Source organism: Chitinimonas sp. BJB300, assembly GCF_002735695.1.
In the GTDB taxonomy this organism is placed as follows: domain Bacteria; phylum Pseudomonadota; class Gammaproteobacteria; order Burkholderiales; family Chitinimonadaceae; genus Chitinimonas.
This window is the reverse complement of record NZ_PDZH01000003.1, coordinates 1-25,648: the sequence shown is the minus strand read 5'-3', so window position 1 is coordinate 25,648 and position 25,648 is coordinate 1. Positions and strand designations below refer to the sequence as shown.

General features: G+C 54.4%; 21 protein-coding genes. 8 read left to right on the top strand and 13 right to left on the bottom strand.

Annotated elements, in window-relative coordinates; genetic code table 11:
* The first annotated feature begins 90 nt into the window (after positions 1–90).
* Positions 91–1,812 (top strand): asparagine synthetase B family protein, encoded by a 1,722-nt coding sequence (locus CSQ89_RS00895; protein WP_099404309.1) that lies wholly within the window; start codon positions 91–93, stop codon positions 1,810–1,812.
* A gap of 75 nt (positions 1,813–1,887) precedes the next feature.
* Here the strand turns inward: CSQ89_RS00895 and CSQ89_RS00890 are convergent, their stop codons facing one another.
* Complete coding sequence (locus CSQ89_RS00890; RefSeq protein ID WP_139023009.1) at positions 1,888–2,484, bottom strand: GTP cyclohydrolase II; 597 nt, start codon at positions 2,482–2,484, stop codon at positions 1,888–1,890.
* Between the two features lie 444 nt (positions 2,485–2,928).
* Between CSQ89_RS00890 and CSQ89_RS00880 the strand changes: the two genes are divergently transcribed.
* Positions 2,929–4,209: a glycerophosphodiester phosphodiesterase gene (locus CSQ89_RS00880; protein WP_099404306.1), complete on the top strand. Its 1,281-nt coding sequence runs from the start codon at positions 2,929–2,931 to the stop codon at positions 4,207–4,209.
* A gap of 67 nt (positions 4,210–4,276) precedes the next feature.
* Here CSQ89_RS00880 and CSQ89_RS00875 read toward each other — a convergent pair whose 3' ends face one another.
* The gene (locus CSQ89_RS00875) at positions 4,277–4,996 is read right to left on the bottom strand and encodes a hypothetical protein (RefSeq protein ID WP_099404305.1); all 720 of its coding nucleotides are present in this window, start codon (positions 4,994–4,996) and stop codon (positions 4,277–4,279) included.
* A gap of 385 nt (positions 4,997–5,381) precedes the next feature.
* On the opposite strand from CSQ89_RS00875, the gene CSQ89_RS00870 reads away from it, so the two are divergent.
* Entirely contained in the window at positions 5,382–6,713 is a 1,332-nt protein-coding gene (locus CSQ89_RS00870) for a 3-deoxy-D-manno-octulosonic acid transferase (RefSeq protein WP_099404304.1), read from the top strand.
* Positions 6,714–6,770: 57 nt separating this feature from the next.
* On the opposite strand, the gene rlmB is transcribed toward CSQ89_RS00870, so the two are convergent.
* The 4 genes from rlmB to CSQ89_RS00850 all read right to left on the bottom strand — a co-directional run bounded on the left by rlmB (position 6,771) and on the right by CSQ89_RS00850 (position 12,000).
* The gene (rlmB, locus tag CSQ89_RS00865; RefSeq protein ID WP_099404303.1) at positions 6,771–7,526 is read right to left on the bottom strand and encodes a 23S rRNA (guanosine(2251)-2'-O)-methyltransferase RlmB; all 756 of its coding nucleotides are present in this window, start codon (positions 7,524–7,526) and stop codon (positions 6,771–6,773) included.
* Positions 7,527–7,549: 23 nt separating this feature from the next.
* Complete coding sequence (gene recJ / locus CSQ89_RS00860; RefSeq protein ID WP_099404302.1) at positions 7,550–9,250, bottom strand: single-stranded-DNA-specific exonuclease RecJ; 1,701 nt, start codon at positions 9,248–9,250, stop codon at positions 7,550–7,552.
* A 132-nt stretch (positions 9,251–9,382) separates the two neighbouring features.
* Positions 9,383–10,387, bottom strand: coding sequence for a hypothetical protein (locus CSQ89_RS00855; RefSeq protein ID WP_099404301.1), 1,005 nt, complete (start codon positions 10,385–10,387; stop codon positions 9,383–9,385).
* Complete coding sequence (locus CSQ89_RS00850) at positions 10,384–12,000, bottom strand: hypothetical protein (RefSeq protein ID WP_139023010.1); 1,617 nt, start codon at positions 11,998–12,000, stop codon at positions 10,384–10,386. The genes CSQ89_RS00855 and CSQ89_RS00850 overlap by 4 nt, the downstream gene beginning before the upstream one ends.
* A gap of 220 nt (positions 12,001–12,220) precedes the next feature.
* Between CSQ89_RS00850 and CSQ89_RS00845 the strand changes: the two genes are divergently transcribed.
* The 4 genes from CSQ89_RS00845 to CSQ89_RS21925 all read left to right on the top strand — a co-directional run bounded on the left by CSQ89_RS00845 (position 12,221) and on the right by CSQ89_RS21925 (position 15,422).
* A complete protein-coding gene (locus CSQ89_RS00845; RefSeq protein ID WP_099404299.1) occupies positions 12,221–13,468 on the top strand; it encodes a lipoprotein-releasing ABC transporter permease subunit in 1,248 nt (415 codons plus the stop codon).
* Complete coding sequence (lolD, locus tag CSQ89_RS00840; RefSeq protein WP_099404298.1) at positions 13,461–14,132, top strand: lipoprotein-releasing ABC transporter ATP-binding protein LolD; 672 nt, start codon at positions 13,461–13,463, stop codon at positions 14,130–14,132. Before CSQ89_RS00845 ends, lolD begins: the two co-directional genes overlap by 8 nt.
* Positions 14,133–14,156: 24 nt before the next feature.
* The gene (gene serB / locus CSQ89_RS00835) at positions 14,157–15,011 is read left to right on the top strand and encodes a phosphoserine phosphatase SerB (protein WP_099404297.1); all 855 of its coding nucleotides are present in this window, start codon (positions 14,157–14,159) and stop codon (positions 15,009–15,011) included.
* 222 nt (positions 15,012–15,233) lie between these two features.
* On the top strand, positions 15,234–15,422 hold the full coding sequence (locus tag CSQ89_RS21925; protein ID WP_139023011.1) for a hypothetical protein: 189 nt from the start codon (positions 15,234–15,236) through the stop codon (positions 15,420–15,422).
* A 13-nt stretch (positions 15,423–15,435) separates the two neighbouring features.
* On the opposite strand, the gene CSQ89_RS00830 is transcribed toward CSQ89_RS21925, so the two are convergent.
* The 7 genes from CSQ89_RS00830 to phaR all read right to left on the bottom strand — a co-directional run bounded on the left by CSQ89_RS00830 (position 15,436) and on the right by phaR (position 24,532).
* The gene (locus CSQ89_RS00830) at positions 15,436–16,332 is read right to left on the bottom strand and encodes an alpha/beta fold hydrolase (protein WP_099404296.1); all 897 of its coding nucleotides are present in this window, start codon (positions 16,330–16,332) and stop codon (positions 15,436–15,438) included.
* Between the two features lie 216 nt (positions 16,333–16,548).
* A complete protein-coding gene (locus CSQ89_RS00825; RefSeq protein WP_099404295.1) occupies positions 16,549–18,990 on the bottom strand; it encodes a DUF1631 domain-containing protein in 2,442 nt (813 codons plus the stop codon).
* 306 nt (positions 18,991–19,296) lie between these two features.
* Positions 19,297–20,220, bottom strand: a complete 924-nt coding sequence (locus CSQ89_RS00820; protein ID WP_099404294.1) for an alpha/beta fold hydrolase — start codon at positions 20,218–20,220, stop codon at positions 19,297–19,299.
* 157 nt (positions 20,221–20,377) lie between these two features.
* Positions 20,378–21,514, bottom strand: a complete 1,137-nt coding sequence (locus tag CSQ89_RS00815; RefSeq protein ID WP_199065107.1) for a GNAT family N-acetyltransferase — start codon at positions 21,512–21,514, stop codon at positions 20,378–20,380.
* A gap of 148 nt (positions 21,515–21,662) precedes the next feature.
* On the bottom strand, positions 21,663–22,811 hold the full coding sequence (locus tag CSQ89_RS00810; protein WP_099404293.1) for an NAD(P)/FAD-dependent oxidoreductase: 1,149 nt from the start codon (positions 22,809–22,811) through the stop codon (positions 21,663–21,665).
* Between the two features lie 121 nt (positions 22,812–22,932).
* The gene (locus tag CSQ89_RS00805; protein ID WP_099404348.1) at positions 22,933–23,868 is read right to left on the bottom strand and encodes a hydrogen peroxide-inducible genes activator; all 936 of its coding nucleotides are present in this window, start codon (positions 23,866–23,868) and stop codon (positions 22,933–22,935) included.
* Positions 23,869–23,980: 112 nt separating this feature from the next.
* Positions 23,981–24,532 (bottom strand): polyhydroxyalkanoate synthesis repressor PhaR, encoded by a 552-nt coding sequence (gene phaR / locus CSQ89_RS00800; RefSeq protein WP_099404292.1) that lies wholly within the window; start codon positions 24,530–24,532, stop codon positions 23,981–23,983.
* Positions 24,533–24,728: 196 nt separating this feature from the next.
* Between phaR and CSQ89_RS00795 the strand changes: the two genes are divergently transcribed.
* Positions 24,729–25,268 (top strand): phasin family protein, encoded by a 540-nt coding sequence (locus CSQ89_RS00795; protein ID WP_099404291.1) that lies wholly within the window; start codon positions 24,729–24,731, stop codon positions 25,266–25,268.
* Positions 25,269–25,648: the final 380 nt, after the last annotated feature.

The following is a 25,648-nucleotide window of genomic DNA, read 5'->3' as shown; positions in this document are numbered from 1 at the left end:
CGCATCAACCCGAAGGCTGGCGCTTAGCGATCCCCTACCAGCCTGCATTGATAAAGCCTTTGAACCAAAAATACGGCGGATGATTTGACCATGATACTCAGCGCATCGAACCCTACCAGCAGCCAGGCCAGCAGCAGCGTGTTATGCAAAGGCAACCCTCGTTTTTCCGATGCGAATTTTGACAAGCTGGCCAAGACCGAAGGCGTGGCAGCCGCCTGGCTGGCGGCTTTCCAGCGGGATGGTGTACAGTGCGCAGCGGGGGTAAGCGGTGAGTTTGCCGTGGCGATCCGTGATGCCCAATATCGGGTTTTTCTCGCAGTAGACCGCTTCGCCACCCGTACCTTGTGCTACCGGCAGGAAGGTAACCGCCTGCTCTTCGCCCATCGTGCCGACGAGCTGGTCAACGCTGATAGCACACGTGAAGCGCAAATCGACCCACAGGCGATTTTCGATTATCTGTTCTTCCACGTTATTCCGTCGCCACGCACTATTTTCAAAGGCGTGATGCGTCTGCCGCCCGCTCACTATGCGTTATTTGAAGGGGGCGAATTGAAAGTCGCCCCCTATTGGCTGGCCACCTTTGACGAAGACCATCACACTTCTTTCGATTCACTGCGTAATGACTTCCGGCAGATTTTGAAAGATTCGGTCACCACGCAGGTGGGGCAAATTGAGCCGGACAAAGTCGGTTGCTTCCTCAGTGGCGGTACGGACAGCTCCACCGTAGCTGGCATGCTGAGCGCAGTGGGTAACCAGCCCGCCAACAGCTACTCCATCGGCTTTGATGCTGCCGGCTACGATGAAATGGCCTTCGCCCGTATTGCCGCCAAGCATTTCAAGACCAAACACCACGAGTACTACGTCACGCCGGACGATTTGGTTCGCAGTATTGCCGAAGTCGCGGCCCACTATGACCAACCGTTTGGTAATTCCTCCGCCTTGCCCGCGTATTACTGCGCCAAGATGGCGAAGGCCGATGGGCGCGAAAAGATGCTGGCGGGCGATGGTGGCGACGAGCTGTTCGGCGGCAACAGCCGTTACGCCAAGCAGCGAGTTTTTGGCTGGTATCAGCACTTGCCGCCTCAGCTGCGTACTGGCGTGATGGAACCCTTCCTGGAACTGGAGTCATTGGGGAGGGTCCCCTTTCTGCGCAAGGCAGCCAGCTATGTGGAGCAAGCCAAGGTACCCATGCCCGATCGTTTGCAGATGTACAACCTGCTCCTGCGCCTGGGCATCGATAAAGTGCTGACCCCGGGCTTTATCGCCCAGGTCGATATCACGGGGCCAGCCCAGCAACAACGTGAAATTTGGGCGCAAACCAGAAGTGATATCCCTATCGACCAGGTGCTGGCCTTCGACTGGCGTTACACATTGGCGGAAAACGACCTACCCAAGGTATGCGGCACTACCCAGCTGGCAGGCATCGCCGTGGGCTTTCCCATGCTGGACGAGCGTTTGCTGGCGTTTTCGCTCAAGCTGCCAGCGGAATACAAGCTCAAAGGGCTCAAACTACGTTGGTTCTTCAAGGAAGCACTGCGTGGGTTCCTGCCCGATGAAATCATCACCAAGAAGAAACAGGGGTTCGGCTTACCCTTTGGGGTATGGGCCACCCAGCATGCCGGTTTGCGCACCCTGGCTACCGAATCGCTACAAAGCTTGGCGAGTCGCGGCGTCGTCCGCCCTGACTTCATCGCCAGCCTGCTCGATGAAAAACTGGCCGAGCACCCCGGCTATTACGGCGAAATGGTGTGGATTCTGATGATGTTGGAACAATGGCTACGCGCCAAAGCACCGCAATACAAGCTGAACTAAGTGCAAGCGATATAACAAAAACCGGGCATCAACCCGGTTTTTATTACTGCCAGTCTCGCTATGACCATGCCAGGGTCAGAGGTCGTCCAGCTTGATTTTGTGCTGGCGCTTTCGCACTTTGGCCGCCAGATAGTTACGGTTGCTCTTGGTGCCAAACACCCCTGTAGAGAGCGTTTCCACGACCTCGATGCCATAGCTTTGCAGCTGTGCCGACTTATCCGGGTTGTTGCTCAATAGGCGCACTTTACCGACGCCCATCGCTTTGAGCATCTGAGCCGCCGGTTCGAAACTACGGCCGTCTTCCGGTAGATTCAGGCAACGGTTTGCTTCAAAGGTATCCATGCCTTGCTGCTGAAGGCGATAAGCCGCCAACTTGGCATACAAGCCAATACCTCGGCCTTCCTGGCGCAGATACAACAAGATGCCACCTTCGCGGCTGAACATCTTGAGCGCTTCGTGTAACTGCGGGCCGCAGTCGCACAACTCTGAGCCAAATACCTCACCGGTCAAACATTCCGAATGGACGCGCACCAACGGTACGTCCTGCTGCCGCCATGGCGCAAACGCAACGGCGATATGTTCATCATCGCCAAAACCATCGAAAGTAAAAAACTCCGAACCTGCCGGCAAATCCTTGAGTGGTATGCCGACACTGTCTTTTAGTGAAACCATGAGAATCCATCTACAGGGCGGTAGCGCGATGGCAACCGCTTGGATTTTTTATACATACCCATATGGCCCGTCCACAAATCGGACCAACCCGGCACAAATGGGGTCGAAAAAGCCAGATACAAGGGTTTACCAGCACGATTGATGCTGCAGAAGCGCCCCCTATGACCGAATGCAAGGCCGCTAGCTTGCTATACCACGATCAAGCAACTCGCCTGATATACCGCCTGGAAAAAGAATTTTAACTTCGCCGTCCTAACTTAGAGGCTTACAACAAAGATAATTATATTATACCAATAACATATATATTTAATCATAATACTATGCTTATTTAAGTGCTTGTCGAAAAACATAAATTTTTGCCTAAAAATGAAATCAATTGCAGCACCTCCAGCGGAAGATGATTTCACTTCGAAATTAATTTTTCTTACGTAAAGAGGTGAGCAAATGGGCCTGGACAGCATTAATTTCGCCACAAACAATATTAGTCGTAACCAAAATATTGAAAGTAGCCAAAGTCCAAAAAAGGACAACACAGGCGACCTTACGCATTTTAGCGAAAATGATATTGACCAAATGATGATAGGGAAATATCACAGCGAATTGCTAAAGGAACGCACAGGTCATCATCTCTTGCTTACAGCACACCGTGGCATGGGGCCCACTAGTGTTTTTGGGCAAACATTTCCCAAAGATTATCTACCCGAAAACAGTTTGCAATCAATAAAACATGCCATTCTCCAAGGTGCGGACGCAATTGAAATTGATATATTCAAGTCTGCAGACGGAATAATTGTCGTCACTCATGACGACGAAATATGGCGAAATGAGTTTGGTGCAGATAAAAAAGGTGGGAATCTACCCGCTGGTGAAACAAAAAATTCCTATTTGGTGGGTAAAAGAACGGTCGATGAACTGAAAAATATTTCTATTGGCCCCAATGGTGAAACGATGCCCACACTCTCCGAAGTGCTGGAAATGGTGGGCAATGCCAATGAAGTTCTAGCCAAAAATAATAAAACCCAGGTAGTCCTCAATATTGAGCTAAAAGATGCCTCTGCTATCGCGGAAACTATCGACCTACTTTCTGAAACATTTTCCCAAAACTCAGGTGTCTGCCTCAATAACATCGTGTTTTGTTCTTTCCACCATCAAGCACTGATTAGTCTGAAAGACGCCGCGGAAGAACGCGGGTTGAACGATATAAGAATCGCACCCGGTATAAAAACGTCTGATCTGTTCGGTAAGGAGAATGTCAACGCCGACTTTTCACTTAAGCCTAATGCCGAATACCAAGCAAACAATATTCAGCAACTGAAGCAGCTGGTTGAAGGAAACGGGTTCACCGGATATGACGGGATTTTATGGGATATTCGCAACCCACTTATAGAATTGGCCCTGGCCAACAACAAGGAGATTCATGCGTCAACATCTGACTTCCGGCAATATGGTGAAAATCGTGACTTTGCCAATACACTTCTGGAAATCAGTAAACGCGTGGATACATTCTTCAAATGCGACAATATTGATGACGCACGCAAAGTGCTCTTAGAATCCAGCATTCTAATGAGCGGCATTGGCATCCAGATGATGCATAAGAACTTGGAAAGTGGGGAGGATAGCTTCTACTTCTATCAGCCACGCGACCAGCAGGACAACAGCCATCTATTGCGTGAAGGGATTAAAAAACCACCGTCATTTTCAACATGGCTAGCAATAAATAGCTAGCCGCCGATGATTCAGAGGAGGGGAATTATTTCCTCCTCTGAGATTCCTCTCCATTCTTCATGTCACCTTATTGAGCCAGCCGCTCCGGCGTAGTTACCGCTGCCGAACTACCGCTTGCCGCATCAGGTTCCGGGGAGGGGGGCGGCAGCGGTGGTGCATCCCGCCATTGCCCAGCCTTCTTTAACTTCTGCTTCAAACCCGGCAGTGGAAAACCCGCCTGATAGGCGCGATGAGCTGCTGCCAATGACAAGTCATAACGCCGCAAGTCAAAATAAGCCAAACCGACGCTATAGTCGAAATTCGCATTCGATTCCGGTGCCAGCGCTACACCCGCCTTTAGTTTTTCTTCCGCCTCCTTTTTATTCCCCTGCTTGATCATCCAGGTTGCCCACAGCACCTTGACCATGCCGTCATCGGGTGCAAAGCGCTCGGCTCGGTCAAGCCAGCACTCAATCGTAAACCGCGAACCAGGCGGCTTGCGGGTGTGTTCCCGCGTTGCCAGATTCATCATCGACAAGAGCGCACGATGATGGTTGGGAAAGGCGCGCAAGGTGTAGTCGATATCTCCCCCCACCGCATCTGCAGTCCGGCCACGTAGCAAAGATTCCACATACGGTGGGAAGTGCGCACTTTCAACAAGGCGCTTGGGCTCGCCAAACTGGTGACGAAAATCATACGGACCAAAACCATTGGACAAGGAACCGCATTCGATCTCGTCCGCCTGGACAAGGCTATTACCCAGCAATAGGCTGATACCCAGCAGCAACCGGCCACAAAACCTCTTCACACCATTTCTCCAGACTTAAATCCCTTAGATACAGTCTATCGCGTCGCCAGCATTGTCGACTATCCTAGCGACTAAATATACAGAGTGAATGATCGACCGACTCATTAATCACCAAAATCCTATTAATTTGAATATTATTAAATTCAATTTATTTGCAAATAAAGAAGATCAGTTAATGCAGCCTGCCAAATTTCTTCACCGCTCGTCCTAGCGAGCACCATTGCGATGCTTCATATCATGAAAAAGATATACCGACAGCCTTACATACCGTCTCAGTAGTCCATAGTATCGAAATAAACCGGCCCGCTACCCGGGGGGTTATAGGCACACCCGTTATTAGTCTATCTATTGGTTTTGCTGTCGTCCAAAAGGAAATGAATCAATTATGCAAGATGGATTCAGACACTCCCTCCGCTGGCATATTTTCAGTGCACTCGATGGATTAACCCGGCTGGGAAAACCGACCCGACAGTTGTTGGGCACTACCTCTCCCAAGCCGTCACTCTGGCTGTTTCTCTCCACCATTGGCGAAATGAATGCTATTGCCGGTTTTCTGGCCCGGCTGGCGCTGGTTATTCCACCACAACACTGGGTTATCCTGACTGATCGCAAGATATACCGCGAACCCTATCTCAAGCGCTACCCAACCGCCCTGGTAGCGGAAATATCCGACGATCCGCGCGAAGCCTATCAACTGGCGGCTTCCTACCCGCCCCTGTTGTTTCTGGTATCGGAGATTCCCCTACAGCCTTCCGATGCGCCTTGTCGCCTGCCCTATGCCTGGGTCCATGCTGCCCAGCAGGCTGGCGCACCACGACTGCTGGTCAATGGTTGGCCCTATCGCTATCAGCCAAGCTGCCGCGCGGATGCACTCGAACGCAGATTGTTAGGCAAAGCCTGGCTACGCGCGTTTGATTTGATCTGCATGCAGGACGACGCCGGGTCGATATTTGCGCTGGAACACGGGGCCCAGCCGCTCTCAGTCCATGTCTGCGGCAATATGAAATTCGACGCACTCGCCATCGCACCCGATAACGGCACAACCGACCAACGCCGTCTTGCAAGCTGGCTACAGCAAACCAAACGCCCAACCATTGTCGCCGGCTCCGTCACTGATGCTGACGAACAGGCACTGATATTTGCCGCCTTTGCAAAAATCCACCGGCAGGCGCCTGCCGTACGGCTGCTGCTCGCCCCACGCCATCCCGAAAATCCTGTCGTTATGCACCATATTGCCCAACAATGCGCACAACATGGTCTGGGGTACCAGTTACGCACCGAAATGTTGGCAAGCGGCAAAGACAGCCATGCTGATTGCCTCGTGCTCGACACCATTGGCGAATTGCGCGATGCATTCCGGTTTGGTGCCTGTAGCCACATCGGGAAGGACCACAATCTGCTCGAGCCTCTTTCCGCCGGCCTGGAAGTAACGGCCCTGCCCAATTGGGATGCGACTTATCCCAGCTACCCGGTTTTCAAGGTCCTGAGTGAGGCCGGAGATATCACCCTGCATACCCAGGCGGACGATCTGGCGTGCAGCTGGCAGGCTTCAATCGACCAAAACCCGCAGCAAAACCGCCAGTCCAAGGTAAGCGGGCTGCTGGCTCGCTTTGGTGGTGCAACCGAACGCACCTGGCAACTGGCAGCACCCTATATCAATCAGGCGCAAGCCAGTTTCGTCGGCCAGCCAACCTCGACCGCGCTGGTACAGCATTAAGGCAGGAAGCTTTCCTGCCTATCCCGAATCAGCGCCGGTTCGGTTGCATTGAGTTTTCTAGCGCTTGGCTTCGCCCTTCACGACACGCTGGCGGCGGCTTTCAGACAAGCACATGCCACTGGCCACCGATACATTCAAGCTCTCAACGGTACCAAACATCGGGATGCTGACCAATACATCACAGTGTTCGCGCGTCAGCCGCCGCATCCCCTCGCCCTCCGCACCCATCACCCATGCCAGCGGGCCAGTCTGGTCAAAGTGGTACAGATCGGTTTGGGTATCCATGTCGGTGCCGGCCACCCAGATGCCTGCATCCTTGATCTCGCGCAATGTCCGCGCCAGATTCGTCACCACGATATAAGGCACTATCTCGGCGGCCCCACACGCGACCTTGGACACCGTCGCATTGATGCCCACCGACTTATCCTTGGGCGCAACCACGGCATGCACTCCCATGGCATCAGCCACACGCAGACAGGCACCCAGATTATGCGGGTCGGTGATGCCATCCAGAATCAAGATCAGTGGCGGTTCGGTAATATCTTCCAGCACGTCTTCCAGCGCCACAAACGTCTTGTTAGCATCGATAACCGCCGCGACACCCTGGTGACGCCGGTGGCCGGTTAAGCCATCCAGGCGCGATGCATCAGCGGGGATCAACCGCGTGCCGGTCTGCTGGGCCAGCTTGAGCAACTCCGCCATGCGTGGGTCATTCCGCTCACGCGTGACATACAGTTCCAACACGCTGTCGGGTAAACGAGTAAGCCGGGCGGTAACGGCATGAAAGCCGTGCAAGACGCGGGTATTGGACATGGTGATTCCTGATTGGTATTGAATTATGTGGTCGATTGACCGAAGGTCTGCTCGACCAGTAGTTGCAGGCTGCGTCGCCCTTGCCATTCATTGACGGACAATTGATAGACCGCTTCGATCTTCTCCGGCAGCGGTTCGGCGTGCTGGAAGCGCATGGCTTCAAAACGTTCGCCATCCGGCCCTTCCAGCTGAAGTTTCAAATGCTTTTCCCCAACCACCCGTTGGCTGCATACCCGAAAGCGGCCAATAAAACGCGGTGCGGGGAAGCCCTGCCCCCAAACACGTCGGTCAAGCCGTTCAGCCAAGTCCAGGCATAACGTACCCTGGCCAAGTTCGCCATCAACTTCAACCGTGCGAGTGAGTTCGGTTTCACTGAGCAACAGACGGCAGGCGGCTTCAAAGCTGGCGCGAAAGCGTTCAATGCCATCGGGGTCTGCCAGGGTCAGGCCCGCAGCCATGGCATGGCCACCAAACTTTGCGATCAAACCACTTTCCCGCTTGGCCACCAAATCCAGTGCGTCGCGCAGATGCAAACCGGGAATTGACCGGCCCGACCCCTTGATCTCGCCCGCCATACCCGCTGCAAAAACAATCGTAGGGCGGTGGTGCCTGTCCTTTAGCCGACTGGCTACAAGGCCCACCACGCCCTGGTGAAAGTCAGGGTCGAACACCGTGAGGCTGTATCGATCATCTACCGCAATGGCATCGAGCTTGGCTTCCGCCACATTCTGCATTTCGGCTTCGATGCCACGGCGCTCCCGGTTCAGCTGATCCAGTTCACGCGCCATCGCCAAAGCGGCATCGCTGCTGTCAGCCACTAGGCATGCAATGCCAAGGCTCATGTCATCCAGCCTGCCAGCTGCATTCAGTCGCGGCCCAACCATAAAACCGAGGTCGAAAGCGCTAGCACGCCGTATTTCGCGCCCAGCGGCCTGGAAAATCGCCAGTATCCCGGCACAGGCCCGCCCAGCACGCATGCGCTTAAGGCCCTGCTCCACCAGAATACGGTTATTGTTATCGAGCCGTACAACGTCCGCCACCGTGCCCAGCGCCACCAGGTCGAGCAGATCCGCCAGGTTGGGCTCAGGCTTATCGGCAAAAGCCTGACGTGTCCGTAATTCGGCCCGCAGCGCCAACAGCACATAAAACATCACACCCACGCCCGCCAGGTTTTTGCTGGGAAAGGGGCAGCCCGGTTGATTCGGGTTCACGATCAAGGCATCAGGCAGGCTATCGCCGGGCAAATGGTGGTCAGTAACCAGTACCTCTATGCCCAGCTCATGCGCCCGCGCCACACCCGCCACACTGGCGATACCGTTGTCTACCGTCACAATCAGCTGGGGTTGCTTATGCGCAGCCAGGTCGACGATCTCCGGCGTCAGGCCATAGCCATATTCAAAACGGTTTGGCACCAGAAACTCAACCCGGGCGCCAAACAAACTCAAACCACGTAGGCCAACCGCACAGGCTGTGGCGCCATCGGCATCGTAATCAGCCACGATGAGGATATGTTCTTGCCGGGCAATGGCATCAGCAAGGCGCTTGGCGGCTTCCGGGGCACCCTTGAGGGCATCAACCGGTAGCAGATGCTTGAATTCCGCTTCCAACTCCTGCGGATTTTCGATACCACGCGCAGCAAAGATACGCGCTTCGATGGGGTGTATACCGGCAGCCAGCAGTGTCTGTTCTGCAGTAGAGGGGACGGGACGGGTCAGTATATGCATGGGGGAAATAGCAACGGCCAGCAACAAGCTGGCCGAAAATAATAAGCGTTGGGACGCTATTGTGCCGGTTTTACAGCCTAGGCGGTATTGAACTGCGGCTCAGCGGTTAGGCCTGCCCCTATCCAGCCATAGCTAGACTTGTGCCAGCGCCAAAGGCGTACGCCAAAATTTCCAACGGTCCGCGGGATTCAACACGACCGTTATGGTGCCTTGATCACCAAATAGAACCAACCTGATTGAGCCCAGCTGGCCTTGACGCCATGCCTGCAAGATAGGCTGAAACCACTGTATCTCCAGCTGCATCAGCTTGTCACGCCAAGTATAGATATCACCCTGGACAGCGGCGGCCACCAGACTATCCAGTACGATAAAGCTATCCGATACCAAATCCACACTATATTGTTGCGGCAGATCGGCGTGCGCCACGCCCGATGCCAACGCCATGCCACGTGCCAGTGCGTCATTCGCGTACAACTGATGCGTGGGCTTGACCAACCCTTCCGGTGCGCGCCCTTCACCCCATAGCCAGACCGAATTGGCAGCTAAGCTACCTCGCGCTTCGCGCTCATCATTTACCGCTTGGTTGTAGAGCAGCATCTGCACTTCGTTGAGGAAACGGTGCCAGTTCAGCGCCATCGGGCCACTGGGCAAACAGGGGCGGATATCACGCCCAAGCACCTCAGCCAAGGGCGTCGTCATGCAATCCATCGCCCTGGGCAGACGTACATACCAACGACTGGGGGTAGCCGCCATGAACCTGAAACCATCGTCCGCATAAAGATGATTCAGACTGGCCACCAACTGGTCGGCTTCTTGCTGCTGTAGCGCCAATGCACTGGCATCAAACAAAAGCGCCCGATCACGATCTGCCCGAAGGTGCACCGGATCAGCCCGCAGCCAATACCCTTCCTGCGCAGTAGGGAAATCCAACATCAACGTCAATGCAGCAGCACTGACGCCAACAGCCTGAAACTGTTGCCGCAGCCACTGTTCAGCCCCGATCTGCTCATTCTTGCTGTGATGACCCCGCCCAAGCAGGCTTGTCAGTCCTGGTAATGCCAACTCGGCAGTCGGGTCAAAAAGCGGCTGGTCCGTCTGGTTTGCCAAGCGAAGTGATGGAATCAATAAGGTGATCATTCAGAGTGAATAGCTATGCTGCCACTTTCAGATGGCGCGGCGTGTACAGGCGCCACGACGGTGCATTCAGCGTGATAGAAAACGCAATCCGCACCGATTTCATGTTGAGACAATATCCGGAAAGTGAGGTCACCATCACGTGTCGAAGGTGCAGCATAGGTTTTTCCCACTTCCAGTTCCGGTTTGGCAAGGACCAGCACATGCTGATCGGCATTCAATGAGTCAGGTCGTAGATACAGGCCCAGGATATTGTCCCATGACTGATGCTCTGTCACCTTTTCCCATTGCGACACCTGCGCGCGGCGCGTCAGGCGAATCGACTCCGGATTACCGCCAAGCAGTTGCACGCCAGCGGTCATCTCACCTTGAGCACGGGTAAGCGCCCGGCGAACAATACCGACACGCCAATTAACATCCTTGTCGGTTTTGATCCCAAGGATCATACCCATCTTCAACCAACCGGTATGCTGCACCAGCTTGAGGCCCAGCCCTGTCGCACTTACATCCTGAACTAGCGCACGCTCTACCGTTGGCTCATTTGTTTTGACATTGGTCTTCTGCTGCTGGGCAGCGGCAATCAAGCGGCGAACGGCGACATAATCGTGGCTGATCGTCAGCGAACCACTAGCCGGCTTACGCTCGGCCATACGCTTCACGTCCTGCCCGCTCCAACGGTTTTTCAGATGCTTGATGACACCCAGTGTTTCACCCACCTCGAGCTTACCGTCCGGGTTGATCTTCTGCGGAACCTTGCCCAGGCCGGCAATAAGCTGCTCCATTGCCACCAATTCCATCAAAGTCCGCTCCAGACCACAGTACAGTCCCTTGCCTTCACGCTTGATTTGAGTGGGCACCCGGGTAAGCACCGTAGGAGCGCTGTCTGTATTGTCTGCCTGACCAAATGGCGTGGCTGATGAATGCTCGTTGCTGACACTGATAAATCCTGCAAGCACCTTGGCCAACCGGTCGGCTATCAACAGCTGTCGTCCTTGCAGATCTGGTGTGAGCGTCCGCGACAATAAAACCAGATGGGCCAACTCCTTCTGCAACCTGCCACCTTCACCTTCGTTCTTTTGAGTAATGCGCGTGCCTAATTTGCCGCTCAAATCCAGTGCAAATTCAGCGGCAGGGCGGATCTCGTGCCAAGGCAGCCGATCGGTTTTGGGCTCACGTATAAACCGCACCACGTGGTCACGGCCTATCCAGTACATCCAGTTGCCCACGACAGTTTGTATCAACGAGGTATTGGACGGTTTACGGGACTGTTCTACCATTTCGCGCCGTAAAGCGGCAGTGTATAGCGCCAAAATTGCGCTGCAAAAAGGCACCAGGTTTTGTGAAAGCAATGTCATCCGGGTGTGGTTGGCCTGCGAATCAAGCATGCCCGCCAAACCCTCTTCTGCAATTTTGCGCAGCATGGCATCCACACCACGCAAAACTACTAGACCATCACGATGCTCGGTTGCACGACGCTGCTCGTGGCTCAGCCAATCGGTCAAGGACTGTATTGCCTGTATAGGCGGCAATGTTGCTGCACTTTCCAAAGTTGCTACGGCTTTCTCCAACCGCGATTCTCGATGAATACCCAACATTTGTTTTAAGTAATTCAGCATATTTTTGATCGCCAATGTAAACAGAGTAAACATTCTATATCATGCAATTATCATATTTCCACGCCTTCCGTCCATCGCCATTGGCATAACTTTCTGATTCACGGTCATGATGTGGCACACTCCGGTTTCATTCTTTTTTTCTCTCCAGGTAGAAACCTGCTTCTCCGATGCGTTTCGAAGCAGATGATCCTGTTCTGTCTACCTATTTATCTTTCTATATATGAATTCCTTCGAATGGTTGATTGGCCTGCGCTATACCCGTGCCAAACGCCGAAACGGCTTTATCTCCTTTATTTCAGCCGCATCCATGATAGGCATCGCCCTCGGGGTCGCAGCTCTGATTGTCGTGCTCTCCGTCATGAACGGGTTCCAGCGCGAAATTCGTGGCCGCATCTTGGAAGTGGCTTCCCATGTGCAGGCTAGCGGCCCTGGAAACCGACTGGCCGATTGGCAGGCTGTGGCCAGCGAGCTAAGTCGTCGCGACCCAGTCGTGCTAGCCAGTGCACCCTACGTACAGGCGCAGGGACTCATCTCCTTCGACGGTAATGTACAAGGCGCCATGCTGCGGGGTGTGTTGCCAGACCAAGAAGACCAGGTCGCTGGACTAGGCCGGCATATGGTTGCGGGCCGGCTCGATGCCCTCAAACCGGGAGAGTTCGGCATCATATTGGGCCAGGATCTGGCGCGGGCGCTGGGCGTAGCAGTGGGTGAAAAGGTCAATATGATCACCCCCCAAGGCAACATGACACCGGCAGGCTTGGTGCCACGATTCAAGACGTTTACCGTCGTCGGGCTATTTCGTATTGATATGTATCAATACGATGCCGGTTTGGCGTTGGTCGCTTTGGCGGATGCGCAAAAGCTATTTCGGATGGGTGATGATGTCAGCGGCGTTCGCCTGAAGATCAGCGATCCGCTGGATGCGCCGCAAGTCGCACAACGTTTGGCGCAAAACAATCAACGCCCCCTATGGTTCAGCGACTGGACCATGGAAAACTCCCAGTACTTCCGTGCTGTTCAAATCGAAAAACGCATGATGTTCTTGATTCTGACCCTGATTATTGCCGTGGCAACCTTCAATCTGGTCTCCGGCTTAGTCATGGCGGTGACGGACAAGCAAGCCGATATCGCCATTCTGCGCACACTGGGGGCCGCACCATCCAGCATTCTCAAAATCTTTGTCATTCAGGGGGCAACGGTTGGCATAGTCGGCACCGTCGCCGGCGTAATAGGTGGCGTGGTATTGGCGATCAATGTCGGCACGGTAGTGAGTTTCTTTGAAGGCCTGCTGGGAACACAGGTGCTGTCTCCCCAGGTTTACCTGATTTCGTCGCTACCAAGTGAAGTTTTGCCCACCGATGTAGCGGCGATTGGCCTCATCGCACTGGTACTGGCCTTCCTAGCGACGCTCTACCCCAGCTGGCGTGCCGCCAAGACCAACCCTGCGGAGGCGCTACGCTATGAGTGATCCTATTCTCCTGGCCCAGGGCCTGAGCAAGCGCTATCCAGACCTCGACGTACCGGTACTTGACGGGGTCGATTTACAGGTGAACAAGGCCGAAAAACTGGCCATCATTGGTAGTTCCGGATCAGGGAAAAGTACGCTGCTGCATCTGCTCGGCGCTTTGGATACGCCCTCACAGGGGAGTCTTCGCATTAATGGGCAAGACCCGTTCTTGCTTAAAGAAGCGGCACGCGGGCAGTTGCGCAATCAGTTGCTGGGGTTCGTTTACCAATTTCATCATCTGCTGCCTGAATTCAGCGCCCTGGAAAACGTGGCAATGCCATTGCTGATCCGCCGCCTGGCGCGCAACGAGGCGCATGCACGCGCTGAAGCCATGTTGGAAAAGGTGGGGTTGGCGCATAGGCTCAAACATAAACCAAGCGAGCTATCGGGTGGCGAACGCCAACGGGCAGCGGTTGCCCGCGCGCTGGTCACCAATCCTGCCTGTCTATTGGCTGACGAGCCCACCGGCAATCTCGACCGACATACCGCCCATACTGTTTTTGACCTGATGCTGGAGCTGAACAACAACCTGGGCACCGCGCTGATTATCGTCACACACGATCCAGAACTGGCAGCCCGCACCGGCCGTGTACTGACCCTCACCGACGGCCGGCTGGCTGAGTAATTCCTCTACTCCCGAGTACCCTTCATGTACAAGCTCATCATTCAAGCGCCGGAGATTGCCACCCAAAACCTGAAGCGCCTGGCGCAATTGGCCGGAGCAAACCAGATAACCGCGGTGCGTGCTGGGCAACTCGCCCACCAAGCCTTCAAACTCAGCCCAGCGGAACACACAAGCCAGCCAACCATTGCCGCATTCTGTAGCCAGGCGGGTTACGACTACGCCTTTGTGCCAACAACGGCAAAACTGGCAGATATCGGCCTTATCGTCATGGACATGGATTCGACGCTGATCACCATCGAATGCATAGACGAGATTGCCGATATGCTAGGCATCAAAGCGCAAGTGGCCGCCATTACCGAGCGTTCAATGCGTGGTGAGTTGGATTTCAGCCAGAGCCTGACAGAGCGTGTCGCGCTACTGGCTGGATTGCCCGAGCACGCACTGGAACAGGTTTATACCGAACGCCTGCAGCTGATGCCGGGGGCGGAAACCTTACTCAAGACAGCCCAGGCAAACGGTATCAAGACCCTGCTGATTTCAGGTGGCTTCACTTTCTTTACCGAACGACTGCAAGCCCGGCTTGGGCTCAGTCGAGCCATTGCCAATGTGCTGGAAGTCATAGATGAAAAGCTGACGGGCCGAATTGTCGGCAACATCGTCGATGCACAAACCAAAGCAGATGAACTACGAAAGTATCAAGCTGAACTAGGATTACGCACCGAGCAGGTGATTGCATTAGGCGACGGGGCAAACGACCTCAAAATGCTGGCTGCCGCAGGCTACGGCATTGCCTGCCATGCAAAGCCCAAAGTCCGGGCAGAAGCAGCTTACACATTGGATACGACCGGTTTGGATGGCGTGCTGGCTTACTTTGACTAGGGAGCAATTACTCAAAGCAGGCTACTACTGATGCAGCGCAATATTTAAAGAACACCGCGCCGTTCAGTATTAACAAGGCTTTTGGTGATGGCCTTGCCCAAGCAAGGCAATAGAGTACTTATTCTTCTGTAAGTATTTGATTTTTTGTTGTTGCAACGCACAAAACTACATCTCACAATGCAAATAGCTATTGAAGATGTAGGACCGTAAAGGAGCGTTGCCATGCAGACTATTTCCACACTAACGATGACACTGATGCGCAGATTGGAAAGTCTGCTTTCCAAACGCGCTTCCAACAACCTTGCTAAAAGCCGCTCAATCAAACGCCATCGCGCTGATGGCGTATGTTTACCCAGCAATCATATGGTCCAGCAAGGTGCCCCCGTCTACCTGCCGGCCCAGTATCTGTAGACTCACCAGAGATTTACCCCGCAAGTAAAAAGTCGGTCAGCTGACGCGCCACCTCTGCCGGGGCATCATGATGCAGGTTGTGACCGCAATCTGCCAGCTCGATATAGCTGAAGTCGGTGAAACACCGCTGGCGTGCCTGCAAGCCATGTTTGCTTTCCCCCAGCCATGCCAGCAGTTTGGTTTCATTGCCGGCAAGCCATAGCGTACGTGCCTTCACCTGACGCCAACAAGCTTGCGCCTCGTCCAAGCGATACAGCACAGGATTGACCCATTTATGCCGTGGGTCGGCCCGATAACGCACCCCTCCTTCTACCGACTCAGCCAGCATCGTAGCAAACCAAGCCGCTTTGTCTGGCGTCAGTTTGGCGTTGAACTTGATCGAACGCGCTGCCACGGATGCAAAATCTACAAAAGACGTTGAAACCGCTTCAGACCCCACTTCGTTCAGCCATCGTCGATAGCGTTCGGGGGCTTGTTCTGGTCTTGTCGCAGGTAAGCCAAAACCTTCCAATGAAACAAGATGGCTGACCCGCTCGGGCCGAATACCAGCGTAGAGACTCGCCACGATGCCGCCCATGCTATGACCCACTAAAATCACCGGTTGTTGCGGCGCCAGCCAGTCGGCTAGCGCATCCAGATCCGCCAGATAGTCTGGAAAGTAATAGCTCTCTACGGCCCAGGCACTCTCCCCAAACCCTCGCCAATCCAGAGCAATCAGTTCGAAATCAAGTAATCCGGCAGGTGCCGCATCAATCATGAACTGAAACGTCGCCGCACAATCCATCCACCCATGCAGCAATAGAACCGGCCGGCCGCCAGGACGGCCCCAACGACAAATGTGCGTATCAATACCACGAATCGTGACCATCTCATGCCGGGCGGGTAACGTTGGGACGTAAGAAGTCGACATGGTTTTCTCGGGTAGAGATGAAAGCGCCCGCGTTGACGGCGGGCGCAGAACACGGAGGACCTGCTCACTGCCTTACTGCGCATTCTGTATCCAAACTTATGCGCATTCCAGGGCTTTCGCAAGCAGCGCGCAACCTCAAACTATCTATATATATCTGTCTTGATATTGCGCTTCATATTGGTCGCCACAGATTATGGGCAGGCCAATCAAGTACACTCATACCGCTTGTGTTTGCAGCATGCCTATCATGTCGCTCACCGCGCGTTCAACCGACGGTACACTTTCAATGATGCTGGCGTCACCACGCTTGAATAGGTCTACCAATTCCAACAAAGTGAACTCAACACTGTTCTGGCCTTGCCGATTGGTAAAGAGATAGCGGCTTTTCATTGGACTTACCCAGGCCAGCTTGGCCCGATTAAGCGTCCCATCCTCCTGACGAAACTCCACCCATGCCCCTCGACGTAACTGATTGGCAACAACGTCATCGTAATCACCATACTTATCCAACCCGGTATCCCAAGATGCATCCTCGACTTCAAAGCCCGTTACCTGCGGGCCGATATCCCGTGAAGGCAGATCTGTCAGATCCGCTTCGCTTACCTGTACGGGTTGCGATGCCACAGGGGGCGGCGGTGCAGTTATCGGCATTTCGCTTGCCGCTGCAGCAGCTGCCGCAGCGGCTGCCATGTCCGATGCCTGCTTCAAGCCACTCTTGATCGCACCCGCATGGCAGTTCACCAATTCGGCAAAGAAGGCTTGGCGCAAAGCCCTGTCTACGCCCGCCTCTTCCGCATGCCGTTCCAAGCGCTGCAACAGGTTGGGTAGTAGATTCACCAAGCGTATACGTTCTTCAACACCAATCTTGGGCGTCACGCTCCAAATCAGGTCTTCCATTGCCTGGGCAGCATCCATCCAGGCATCGGGTTTAACTTCTCGTTGTAAGGCCGCATGCTGCAGCACCTGACGCCATTGCGTATCTAAAAATTCATGAATCAACGGGGGCAGGTCACCCGCATTAGCCAATCGTTGGCTAAGCACTTGCTCTGTACGGCGTCCTGCCAAGTCAGCTTGCTCGGCTGCCATCAACTCGGCAGCGGCAGCTTCAGCCTCCGCTTGGGCGATTTGCTCTTCGCTCGCCAGGAAGGCTTCCAGGTCGGTCAGCGAGGTGTCGAAAAGAGAAATATTTTCGTCGAACTCCAACACAATGCGCTCCACCAACTCAGCAATCTTTCGATACAGCTTGTCTTCTGTACCATCGGATTCATCCCAGCCCAATGCCGCATGGGCCAATGCATCCAGAAAGAGCCGGGTAGGGTGCTGTTTGCTGGCAAAGAACTTGGTGTCCAGCATCGCCACTTTCAGTACCGGAATCTGCAAACGGCCAATCAGGGACTTCAGCGGTGGGGGGATATTTCGATCATCAAACAGATTGTCAAACAGCATGGCCACGATATCAATCGTCATTGCATCAACATGGCCCAGTGAATTGGCAAGGCTGGTGGTCTTGAGCTGATGTAATACATTCGCGGTACCGGCAATCAACGCTTCCTCATCCAGCTCTCCTTTGTCGGCCAATGCACCTTCTGTCTTGCCAATCTGGAGCAGATTAAGGGCATCAAGAAAACTCTGGCCCACGCTGGTCGTCATCATCGGCGGCAAGGCCATGGTCGCCGGCGCCGGGGCGTTACCTGCCTGCGGCCCACTGATACCGGCCTGCATGGCTTGATTAAACGCCAAAAGCTGTTGCAGCGAACCAATCAGTTCACTTTCATTGCCAACGGTATAAGCAGGCATACCGCCGCTGGCTTGAGCAAAGCCACCTGCGCCAAACCCCATCTGGGCAGCATAACCACCCGCCGGCATATCGCCATCTGCACCCCCTGCCGACGCGCCGCGGCGTGGCTGAGAGGGAGACCGACGGAACCCAGCCTTAGGCAATACAGGAACAATATCCCGGTCGATCAGGAAGCGGTTGAGGTTCTGGTAAACATTCGGCACATTCTCCGAGGCCAGCTGTTCGAACTGCTTGAGCACCAGCAGTCGTACATTCATATCACTTTCGATTTTTTGGCAGGCGCTACGGAAGGCTTCCACAATGGCTTGCGGACTCATCGGATTATCATCGCGGTCGCCTTCCGGCAACGCCATCAGATGGCCGATGCGGAAATTCAGCGCCGTCAGGTCATCACCCAGCTTGTTCTTCAGTTTGCTGGCAATACTCGTGACAGCCATATCCTCTTCGTAGTCGTGATGCCCAACCAAGGAAAGAGAGTCCGCATCGAAATCACCGAAGGCCTCGGCCCGATTTGCCTTATCCGCCCGGACAGTCAGGTCAAAACCCTCGACAAAGCGTCGGCGAAATTCCCGCTCTATCTCCAGCCGCTTGTCCTGTGCTTCGCCACGCGCCTGCATATAGAGGTTGTAGCTGTCCCTATCCAGCGATTTATCCGCCAGTTCGAACAGGGACTCTTCAATCCGATCAAGAATGGTCGACAACGATTTGGACAACAGATCAGCCGCAAGGTCGCGGCATGAGGACAACATGGCGAGTGATTCGTGTTGAGTTTTCATCGCACTCTGGCGCGTAGTGTCGGCCACCTGCCCGGAAGTCTGGGGCAGGTTGTTCTGGGCAAATTGGGTTTCAGCTGCACTCATCGGCAATACTTTCAGCTGGAGCGCTCAATTTACGCTAACCAGCGATGTTTTTACTTTAGAAACTGTAAAGCAGTGTTGCTTTGCCAGATTTGACCATCTTGAAGCATGCCATTGTAAACGCGCCAGGAAAGCTTGTTATCGCAACGGAATATAATCCTATGTTAACTTTTCAGCGGACCACGCATCAAGCTCTAGAAAAATGACTTCAAAAGTGCCGACTACATCGCTGATATAAATAGGTTTTCCGAAAATAATTGCAATAGGCGACACCTCAACACAACTGAAATCCATCTGTGGATAACCCATTCAACTACGCTGTTGTATCAGCCACGCAAGCACCAATGGATACACCTCCGACTCGGACTGGACATGCGTCAGCATATCAAGATGCCCATAATCCCGGCTGAAACCGGATTGGCGTGCCATTAACCTTATCTCATGCGGGTGCGGCCCGGACTCCTGTACAAAACGCCGTACATCCCGCTCATGCCCGCGTACCGGGTCATTGCCACCCACCAAGTATAGTGTGGGTGGTATGCCACCTCCCGCCAATGCCGATTGATAATCGAAACCGTCCTGGCTGTCGCGCCAAGCGCGCTCACGTATCCAGCGGCGGCTTTGCAGCAAGCTTTGGCGGGTTTCGCTATCTGCCCCCAAGCCTATCCGTGCTGCCGGCAGATAACCATACCGCCATAACCACAGGCTACTCGCTCTCTGCCAGAAAAGTTCGATCTCATAAATCCGGGCGAAGTTCCATACGCGGATACTGCGTTTACTCCCCAGATAGACGCTGGCTGCAATACGACTGGCCCACCCTGGCTGCCGAGCCAGCTCTGCGGATAACAGCACTCCACCCCACGAATGCGCCACTAGTCGGATAGGTACAGCTTCGCCACGCAGCCGGGTGATTTCCGTCAGGGCAGCCGGGATATCAGTACAAATGCTGTCGGTTTGCCCATGCTGGCTATTGCCATCAATTGGCGGCGTAGAAAGACCCCGTCCACGTAGGTCCAGCACGTAAACATCGAAGCCCCTGGCTGCCAGCCATGGCGCCAAGCCACGGCCTCGTTCGCTATAAAAGGTCCGCGCATTGGCGACTGCGCCATGCACCATCAAAACCGGCAGGCCTGGTTCTGCCAGGCAGATACGTCGCAGATGCAAGGTATCGTTCGCATTAATAGGGAGGAAAAGCGAACTTTGTAAAATCTCGCCCGATGGCAGGAGGGTCATGGCAGGTAAAACAAGCGTTTGATTGCTTCCATGCTACGTGGCAAGGCTGGCTGGCTCAAGCATCCATGCGGTAGTACACAGTACGACTGTCGTATTTGGTTGGATTTCGAACCACAGCCCCTCACCGAAACAGGCTACCCTAGCCCCTCGGCCTCATTCAACCTTGCCGAAATGGCGCGCGCTCATCCAATTCGCAGAGATAGTGCGCCATACCCTGCCCTTCTGCTTGCAGAAAGTGGGACACCGCTTGCGCGAGTTGTGGTTGCGCCAACCAGTGCCAGGAAGCCGTCTCTACCGCCTCGAAACCCCGTGCCAGTTTATGTTCACCCTGTGCGCCGCCTTCAAATATCTGCAGGCTTTGTTCAATGGCGAACTCGATTCCCTGGTGGTAACACAGTTCGAAATGCAGATTGGGAATGTAGTCGAGCGCGCCCCAATAGCGGCCGTATAAACGCTCGCTGTCGAAAAGATTCAACGCTGCTGCGACAGGCTCTCCCTCACGCAGCGCAATCACCAGCATGCAATGCTGCCCCAGCAATTCACCCAAACGCTGAAAGAACGCCAAGTTGAGGTAGGGACTGGATCGATGAGCCCGGTAGGTATGCGCATAACAGCGATAAAAAAACGCCCAGTCCACAGCATCGATTTGATCGCCATGCTTACGAATAATGCGTAAACCCGCCTGCGCCACACGCTTGCGCTCTTGCTTGAGTTTCTTGCGCTTATCATGGTTCAGGCTGGCCAAAAAACCGGCGTAATCGCGATAGCCGCGATTTATCCAGTGAAACTGCACCCCACGCCGTTGCAATAGTCCGGCCTGCGCCAAGATCTCTTGCTCCTGCGCAGTAGGGAAAAGACAGTGCAGACCAGATAGTGACTGCTGGCTGGCCCAACCCAATACGCCCGCCAACAACACCTCCCGTGCCGAATCGTCTATCGCCAACAAACGGTTCCCCGGCACCGGGGTAAAGGGAATCGCGTTCAAGAGCTTGGGGAAATACGCCCAGCCCGCCCGCTCGCTCGCGTCCGCCCAAGCCCAATCAAACACATACTCGCCCCAGGAGTGCTGTTTGAGGTATAGCGGCATGGCAGCGAGTAAGTCACCATTACGCATCAGGGCAGCATGCATAGGCTGCCAACCGGTATCACCCCCCACGCAACCACATTCCTCCAATGCCCGCAGGAATGCATGCTGGACAAAGGGTTGCCCACCCGCCAAGGCATTCCAAGCGGCAGCATCGACTTCTGCCAAACTGGTATGAAAGCAAAGCTGCATTTTGTTGCTAGTCGTCATTCGCTTAATAACCTGTTCACAATCTTGCGCATTAGCAGAAAACAAGGCAGAAACAATTGAGGAAACGGCGTTTACGCAGGGTAAATGCGCATTCCGAGGAAGTTTTCAACGCCATATTGCCAACGCACAGCAGACTTTAGACAGACTCTTAGACCAACACCGCTGGCAGATGCGTCACCAACGCCTGCCGCTCTGCAGTAGCGTCCCCTAACAATGCAAAGCCCAGCAGGCGATCATCCGGCGTCGTGAATAAGGCACGCAACCCATTGTCGCGCCTCTCGAACTGCCAATCTCCCAGCGCACCGTGCGCGGGAGGGGAGATGACCGTTGGACAAATCGGGGTCTTCACCACAACGGGCATTGCCGGATAAACCACTGCGGTTTGCTTACCCGTCAAGCTGGCCGCCAACGCCCGTGCCGCCTGCATGATGGGGAGCACATACGGCAGCAGTTGACCATCGACCTCCGCACAATCCCCCAACGCGTAGATATGGGGGGCGCTGCTTTGCAAATAGCGGTCCACCAGGATCCCTCGCCCCACGGCCAGCCCTGCCTGCTTGGCTAAGGCTATACGCGGCTGAAGTCCAATCGCCGACATCACCAAATCCGCCGCTAGTTGGGCACCATCCGCCAATGTCAACAGCAACCCTTCGCCATGCCGGTCCAACGCTGTTGCCATCGCGCCCAACTGGAATTGCACCCCTAATCCGGCAAGCTTTTCCTGAAGATAACGCCCTGCCTGCTCGGGCAACAGACGCGACAAAGGCCACCCGGCCAGATCAATCACCGTAACCTGCCTGCCGCTGACAACCAGATCGTGGGCAAACTCACAGCCTATCAAACCCGCACCAAGCAATACGATACGCTGCCGGCCTTCCACCTGATGGCGAAACTGCGCATAGTCGGCAATATCATTGACGCTCAGCACCGTATCAGCCGCATCCCCCGCCAACATGGGTTTGAAGGTATCCGCCCCCAAAGCCAATACCAGCTTGTCGTAGGCAAACTCTCCCTTATCGGTGTAAAGGCAGCGCTGGCTTACATCAATCGTCAACACACGGGTTGCCGTCAGCAATTCTGCCTTCAGCTCCTCCGCCATTTTTTCGGCGGGTTTCATCACCAACTGGTTTGCCGTCTTCTTACTGGCAAAACCTGTCGATAGCATGGGCTTGGAGTAGAAATCCCCACTATCGGCGCTGATAATACGCAATGGCGCATCGGGGTCTTGCTTACGTAGCTCACGCGCAAGGTTGTAACCGGCCAAACCGGTGCCGAGAATGGTGATCGGGGCAGTCATAAGCGGTCGTTTCCTGTTGCGACGTAAAAATGCGGCCTAGTCGGCCGCCTGGATATTGGAACCTGCTCACGAAGAAAGACTGTTAATTCAGACAGTGAACAAGTTCTGGGGCATGACAAACTTACTCTATTGAGGCCGCCGGCAACATAGTCACTTCGGGCAAGCTGCTGCCCAGAATCGCCTGCCTAATCGCTTCAATAGCTTCACGGCGTGGAAAATTACGCCGCCACGCCAGCACAATACGCCGCGTAGGCGCTTCGCCACGGAAGGGCCGGATGGCGAGTAGTTGTTGATCCGCCAAGGTAACCGACGTGGCCGGCAGCACGGTTACGCCGATGCCACCCGCCACCATATGCCGAATCGTCGTCAGCGACGATCCTTGCAGGGTACGCTGCAAGCTGCCGATAGGTAGCGACTCACGATTCAACTCCGGACAGGTCTGCAACACCTGGTCGCGAAAACAGTTGCCGGGGGAAAGCAGCAGGACATTTTCATCTTCCAACTGGGCTGCATCGACCGCCTTGAGCTTTTCCCAGGCATGCCCCTTCGGCGTCGCGACAACAAAAGGCTCGTCGTAAACCGCCTGGGTTGCGATGCCGTTTTCACGGAAAGGCTCGGACAGCAGCGCTACATCGATATCCCCTTGCTTAAGCATCTCTGCCAACCGCGCCGTGTAGTTCTCTTCAAGCAGCAGCTGCATCTGCGGTGCCGCCACACGCAAACGCGGTATCAGGTACGGTAGTACATAGGGGCTGATGGTATAGATGGCGCCAAGGCGCAACGTACCGGAGAGCGGGTCCTTCCCCTGTTCAGCCAAGGCTTTGATAGTCTGCACCTGCTCCAGCACCCGCTGCGATTCAGACACGATGCGTTCACCAATCGGGGTAACCGTCACATCACCGGACGATCGCTCGAACAGGGTCACACCCAATTCATCCTCAAGTTTCTTGACTGCAACCGACAAGGTTGGCTGACTGACAAAGCAAGCCGTCGCCGCCCGGCCAAAGTGACGTTCACGCGCGATGGCGACAATGTATTTGAGTTCGGTCAGGGTCACATAAGCCTCAACGCGAAGAAAGGGCAGCGGCCGGCAATCCGGCCGCTGAAACAAAACGGGCGCGTCTTGCGACACGCCCTCGTCTGGATTTTAGTTCAACCTCGACAATGCGTCACTTCTTGTCACTGCCCGCTGGTGGAAAACCAAAACCCGTCCAGAGATTTTTGGCACGGTCCTGCAGTTGCTGCTGCATTTCCACATACATATTAGTGCTCTGTTCCAAATAGCTGGTCATCATATTCTGCATGGCCGGGGCCTGGAACTTCATAAACTCGCCCCACATGTTGGCATTGGTGCCCATGGGGTTGTCGCCGACCGTCTTGGCCTGCTCTTGTAGTCTTTCCTGCATCTGCTGAAAGAGCTGCATATTCTTTTCCAGATAATTCCCCATCAAGCCCTGCATGGCGTGACCATAAAAGCGGATGATCTGGGTAAGTACGTCATAACTGAACATGGGTGCGCCGCCACTCTCTTCTTCGAGAATGATCTGTAACAATACGCTGCGGGTCAGATCCTCATGCGTCTTCGCATCTTCAATCGTTATTTCGACATTCTCGAGCACCAGTTGCTTGACGTCTTCCAGCGTGATGTAACAACTGGTCGCGGTGTCATACAAGCGACGATTAGGGTACTTCTTAATGACACGCTTTTCGGTATTGGCCAAGTTTGTCTCCGTATTCTATTTTTAATCAATTACTTAGCTATAAATCACAGCAACCGCACACCCATTGTGCATCGCAACATTATTCGCTTGACGCTATAAAACCGGCTTCTTAGAATGGCCTTGTTGTGCGTAGCAGCATAACTATACTCCAAGGCACCGCACCGAGCACTCACCCACCCAGAACTAGGAGAACAGCATGGCCCAAGCTCCCCACGTGGCAATGACTCAACAGCAGCTGGAAAACAACTTACGCTTGGCACGCATCAGTCTCGACAGCACAGAAAAAGCCGTACGCCTGCAATTGGATGCCGCCAAACAAGCCTTGGAGAATACTGCAAAAAACGCGGCCCGCCTCTCAAGCATAGATGACATGCAAAGCGCCTTAGCCTTACGCGCTGAATTGGCCGAGCAAACTACCGAGGCCTTCATGAGTTTATCGCGCAATCTCTACGAATTGGCTTCGCAAACCCAGACAGAATTCGCAAAACAAACCGAAACCCACGTTAGCCAGTATCAGCAATCCTTCCTGAGCAGTTTCGACCAGTTCGAGAAAGTCAGCCCCGCCAGTTCGGACATCATCAGCTCTGTTCTCAAATCCAGCGTCGCAGCCGGCCAAGCTGCGTTTGACAGCCTCAACAAAGCCAGTCGCCAAGTCGCCGAGTTCGCTGATGCCAGCCTCAGAGCCGCCACCACAGCCACCAGCGATGCCATCAACAACGCAAACCGTACGCGCTAAGAACCTGTTTACAGATCTTTCTGCGCAACTGTGATCAGGGCTCATGTGCTGCTCAATAGCCCCCGCAAGGGGGACGCCGAACTGCTAGGGTGCTACGCAACAAGAAGTTCGCAGCCTCATGTACCAAAGTACATTCCGGTTTCTGTGCTGCGCTTCACCTTGCTGACAGTTGCTCGGGACAGATCGCAAATAGGTTCTAAGCCCCGTATCGCATCGTGACAACAAACACAACGGCCGGGTAAACCCGGCTTCTTAACTGATGTTACGCAGTAGCTGCGAGAAGCAGCTGTAACTGATCATAAGCCGCGCGGGAGGCGTTGATCAGTAACTTGCGGCAAAGTGCGAATGGGTTCTTCTGCGTCTTGATGCTCAGGCATTCA

What these genes read in the sequence shown, in the direction of transcription:
- CSQ89_RS00855 (WP_099404301.1), bottom strand. Translation starts at nt 10,387, where the DNA reads ATGATCACCTTATTGATTCCATCACTTCGCTTGGCAAACCAGACGGAC.
- CSQ89_RS00795 (WP_099404291.1), top strand. Translation starts at nt 24,729, where the DNA reads ATGGCCCAAGCTCCCCACGTGGCAATGACTCAACAGCAGCTGGAAAAC.
- serB (WP_099404297.1), top strand. Translation starts at nt 14,157, where the DNA reads ATGTACAAGCTCATCATTCAAGCGCCGGAGATTGCCACCCAAAACCTG.
- CSQ89_RS00810 (WP_099404293.1), bottom strand. Translation starts at nt 22,811, where the DNA reads ATGACTGCCCCGATCACCATTCTCGGCACCGGTTTGGCCGGTTACAAC.
- lolD (WP_099404298.1), top strand. Translation starts at nt 13,461, where the DNA reads ATGAGTGATCCTATTCTCCTGGCCCAGGGCCTGAGCAAGCGCTATCCA.
- CSQ89_RS00820 (WP_099404294.1), bottom strand. Translation starts at nt 20,220, where the DNA reads ATGACCCTCCTGCCATCGGGCGAGATTTTACAAAGTTCGCTTTTCCTC.
- CSQ89_RS00895 (WP_099404309.1), top strand. Translation starts at nt 91, where the DNA reads ATGATACTCAGCGCATCGAACCCTACCAGCAGCCAGGCCAGCAGCAGC.
- CSQ89_RS00815 (WP_199065107.1), bottom strand. Translation starts at nt 21,514, where the DNA reads ATGACGACTAGCAACAAAATGCAGCTTTGCTTTCATACCAGTTTGGCA.
- CSQ89_RS00880 (WP_099404306.1), top strand. Translation starts at nt 2,929, where the DNA reads ATGGGCCTGGACAGCATTAATTTCGCCACAAACAATATTAGTCGTAAC.
- CSQ89_RS00870 (WP_099404304.1), top strand. Translation starts at nt 5,382, where the DNA reads ATGCAAGATGGATTCAGACACTCCCTCCGCTGGCATATTTTCAGTGCA.
- CSQ89_RS00830 (WP_099404296.1), bottom strand. Translation starts at nt 16,332, where the DNA reads ATGTCGACTTCTTACGTCCCAACGTTACCCGCCCGGCATGAGATGGTC.
- CSQ89_RS00825 (WP_099404295.1), bottom strand. Translation starts at nt 18,990, where the DNA reads ATGAGTGCAGCTGAAACCCAATTTGCCCAGAACAACCTGCCCCAGACT.
- recJ (WP_099404302.1), bottom strand. Translation starts at nt 9,250, where the DNA reads ATGCATATACTGACCCGTCCCGTCCCCTCTACTGCAGAACAGACACTG.
- CSQ89_RS00845 (WP_099404299.1), top strand. Translation starts at nt 12,221, where the DNA reads ATGAATTCCTTCGAATGGTTGATTGGCCTGCGCTATACCCGTGCCAAA.
- CSQ89_RS00850 (WP_139023010.1), bottom strand. Translation starts at nt 12,000, where the DNA reads ATGCTGAATTACTTAAAACAAATGTTGGGTATTCATCGAGAATCGCGG.
- rlmB (WP_099404303.1), bottom strand. Translation starts at nt 7,526, where the DNA reads ATGTCCAATACCCGCGTCTTGCACGGCTTTCATGCCGTTACCGCCCGG.
- CSQ89_RS00890 (WP_139023009.1), bottom strand. Translation starts at nt 2,484, where the DNA reads ATGGTTTCACTAAAAGACAGTGTCGGCATACCACTCAAGGATTTGCCG.
- CSQ89_RS21925 (WP_139023011.1), top strand. Translation starts at nt 15,234, where the DNA reads ATGCAGACTATTTCCACACTAACGATGACACTGATGCGCAGATTGGAA.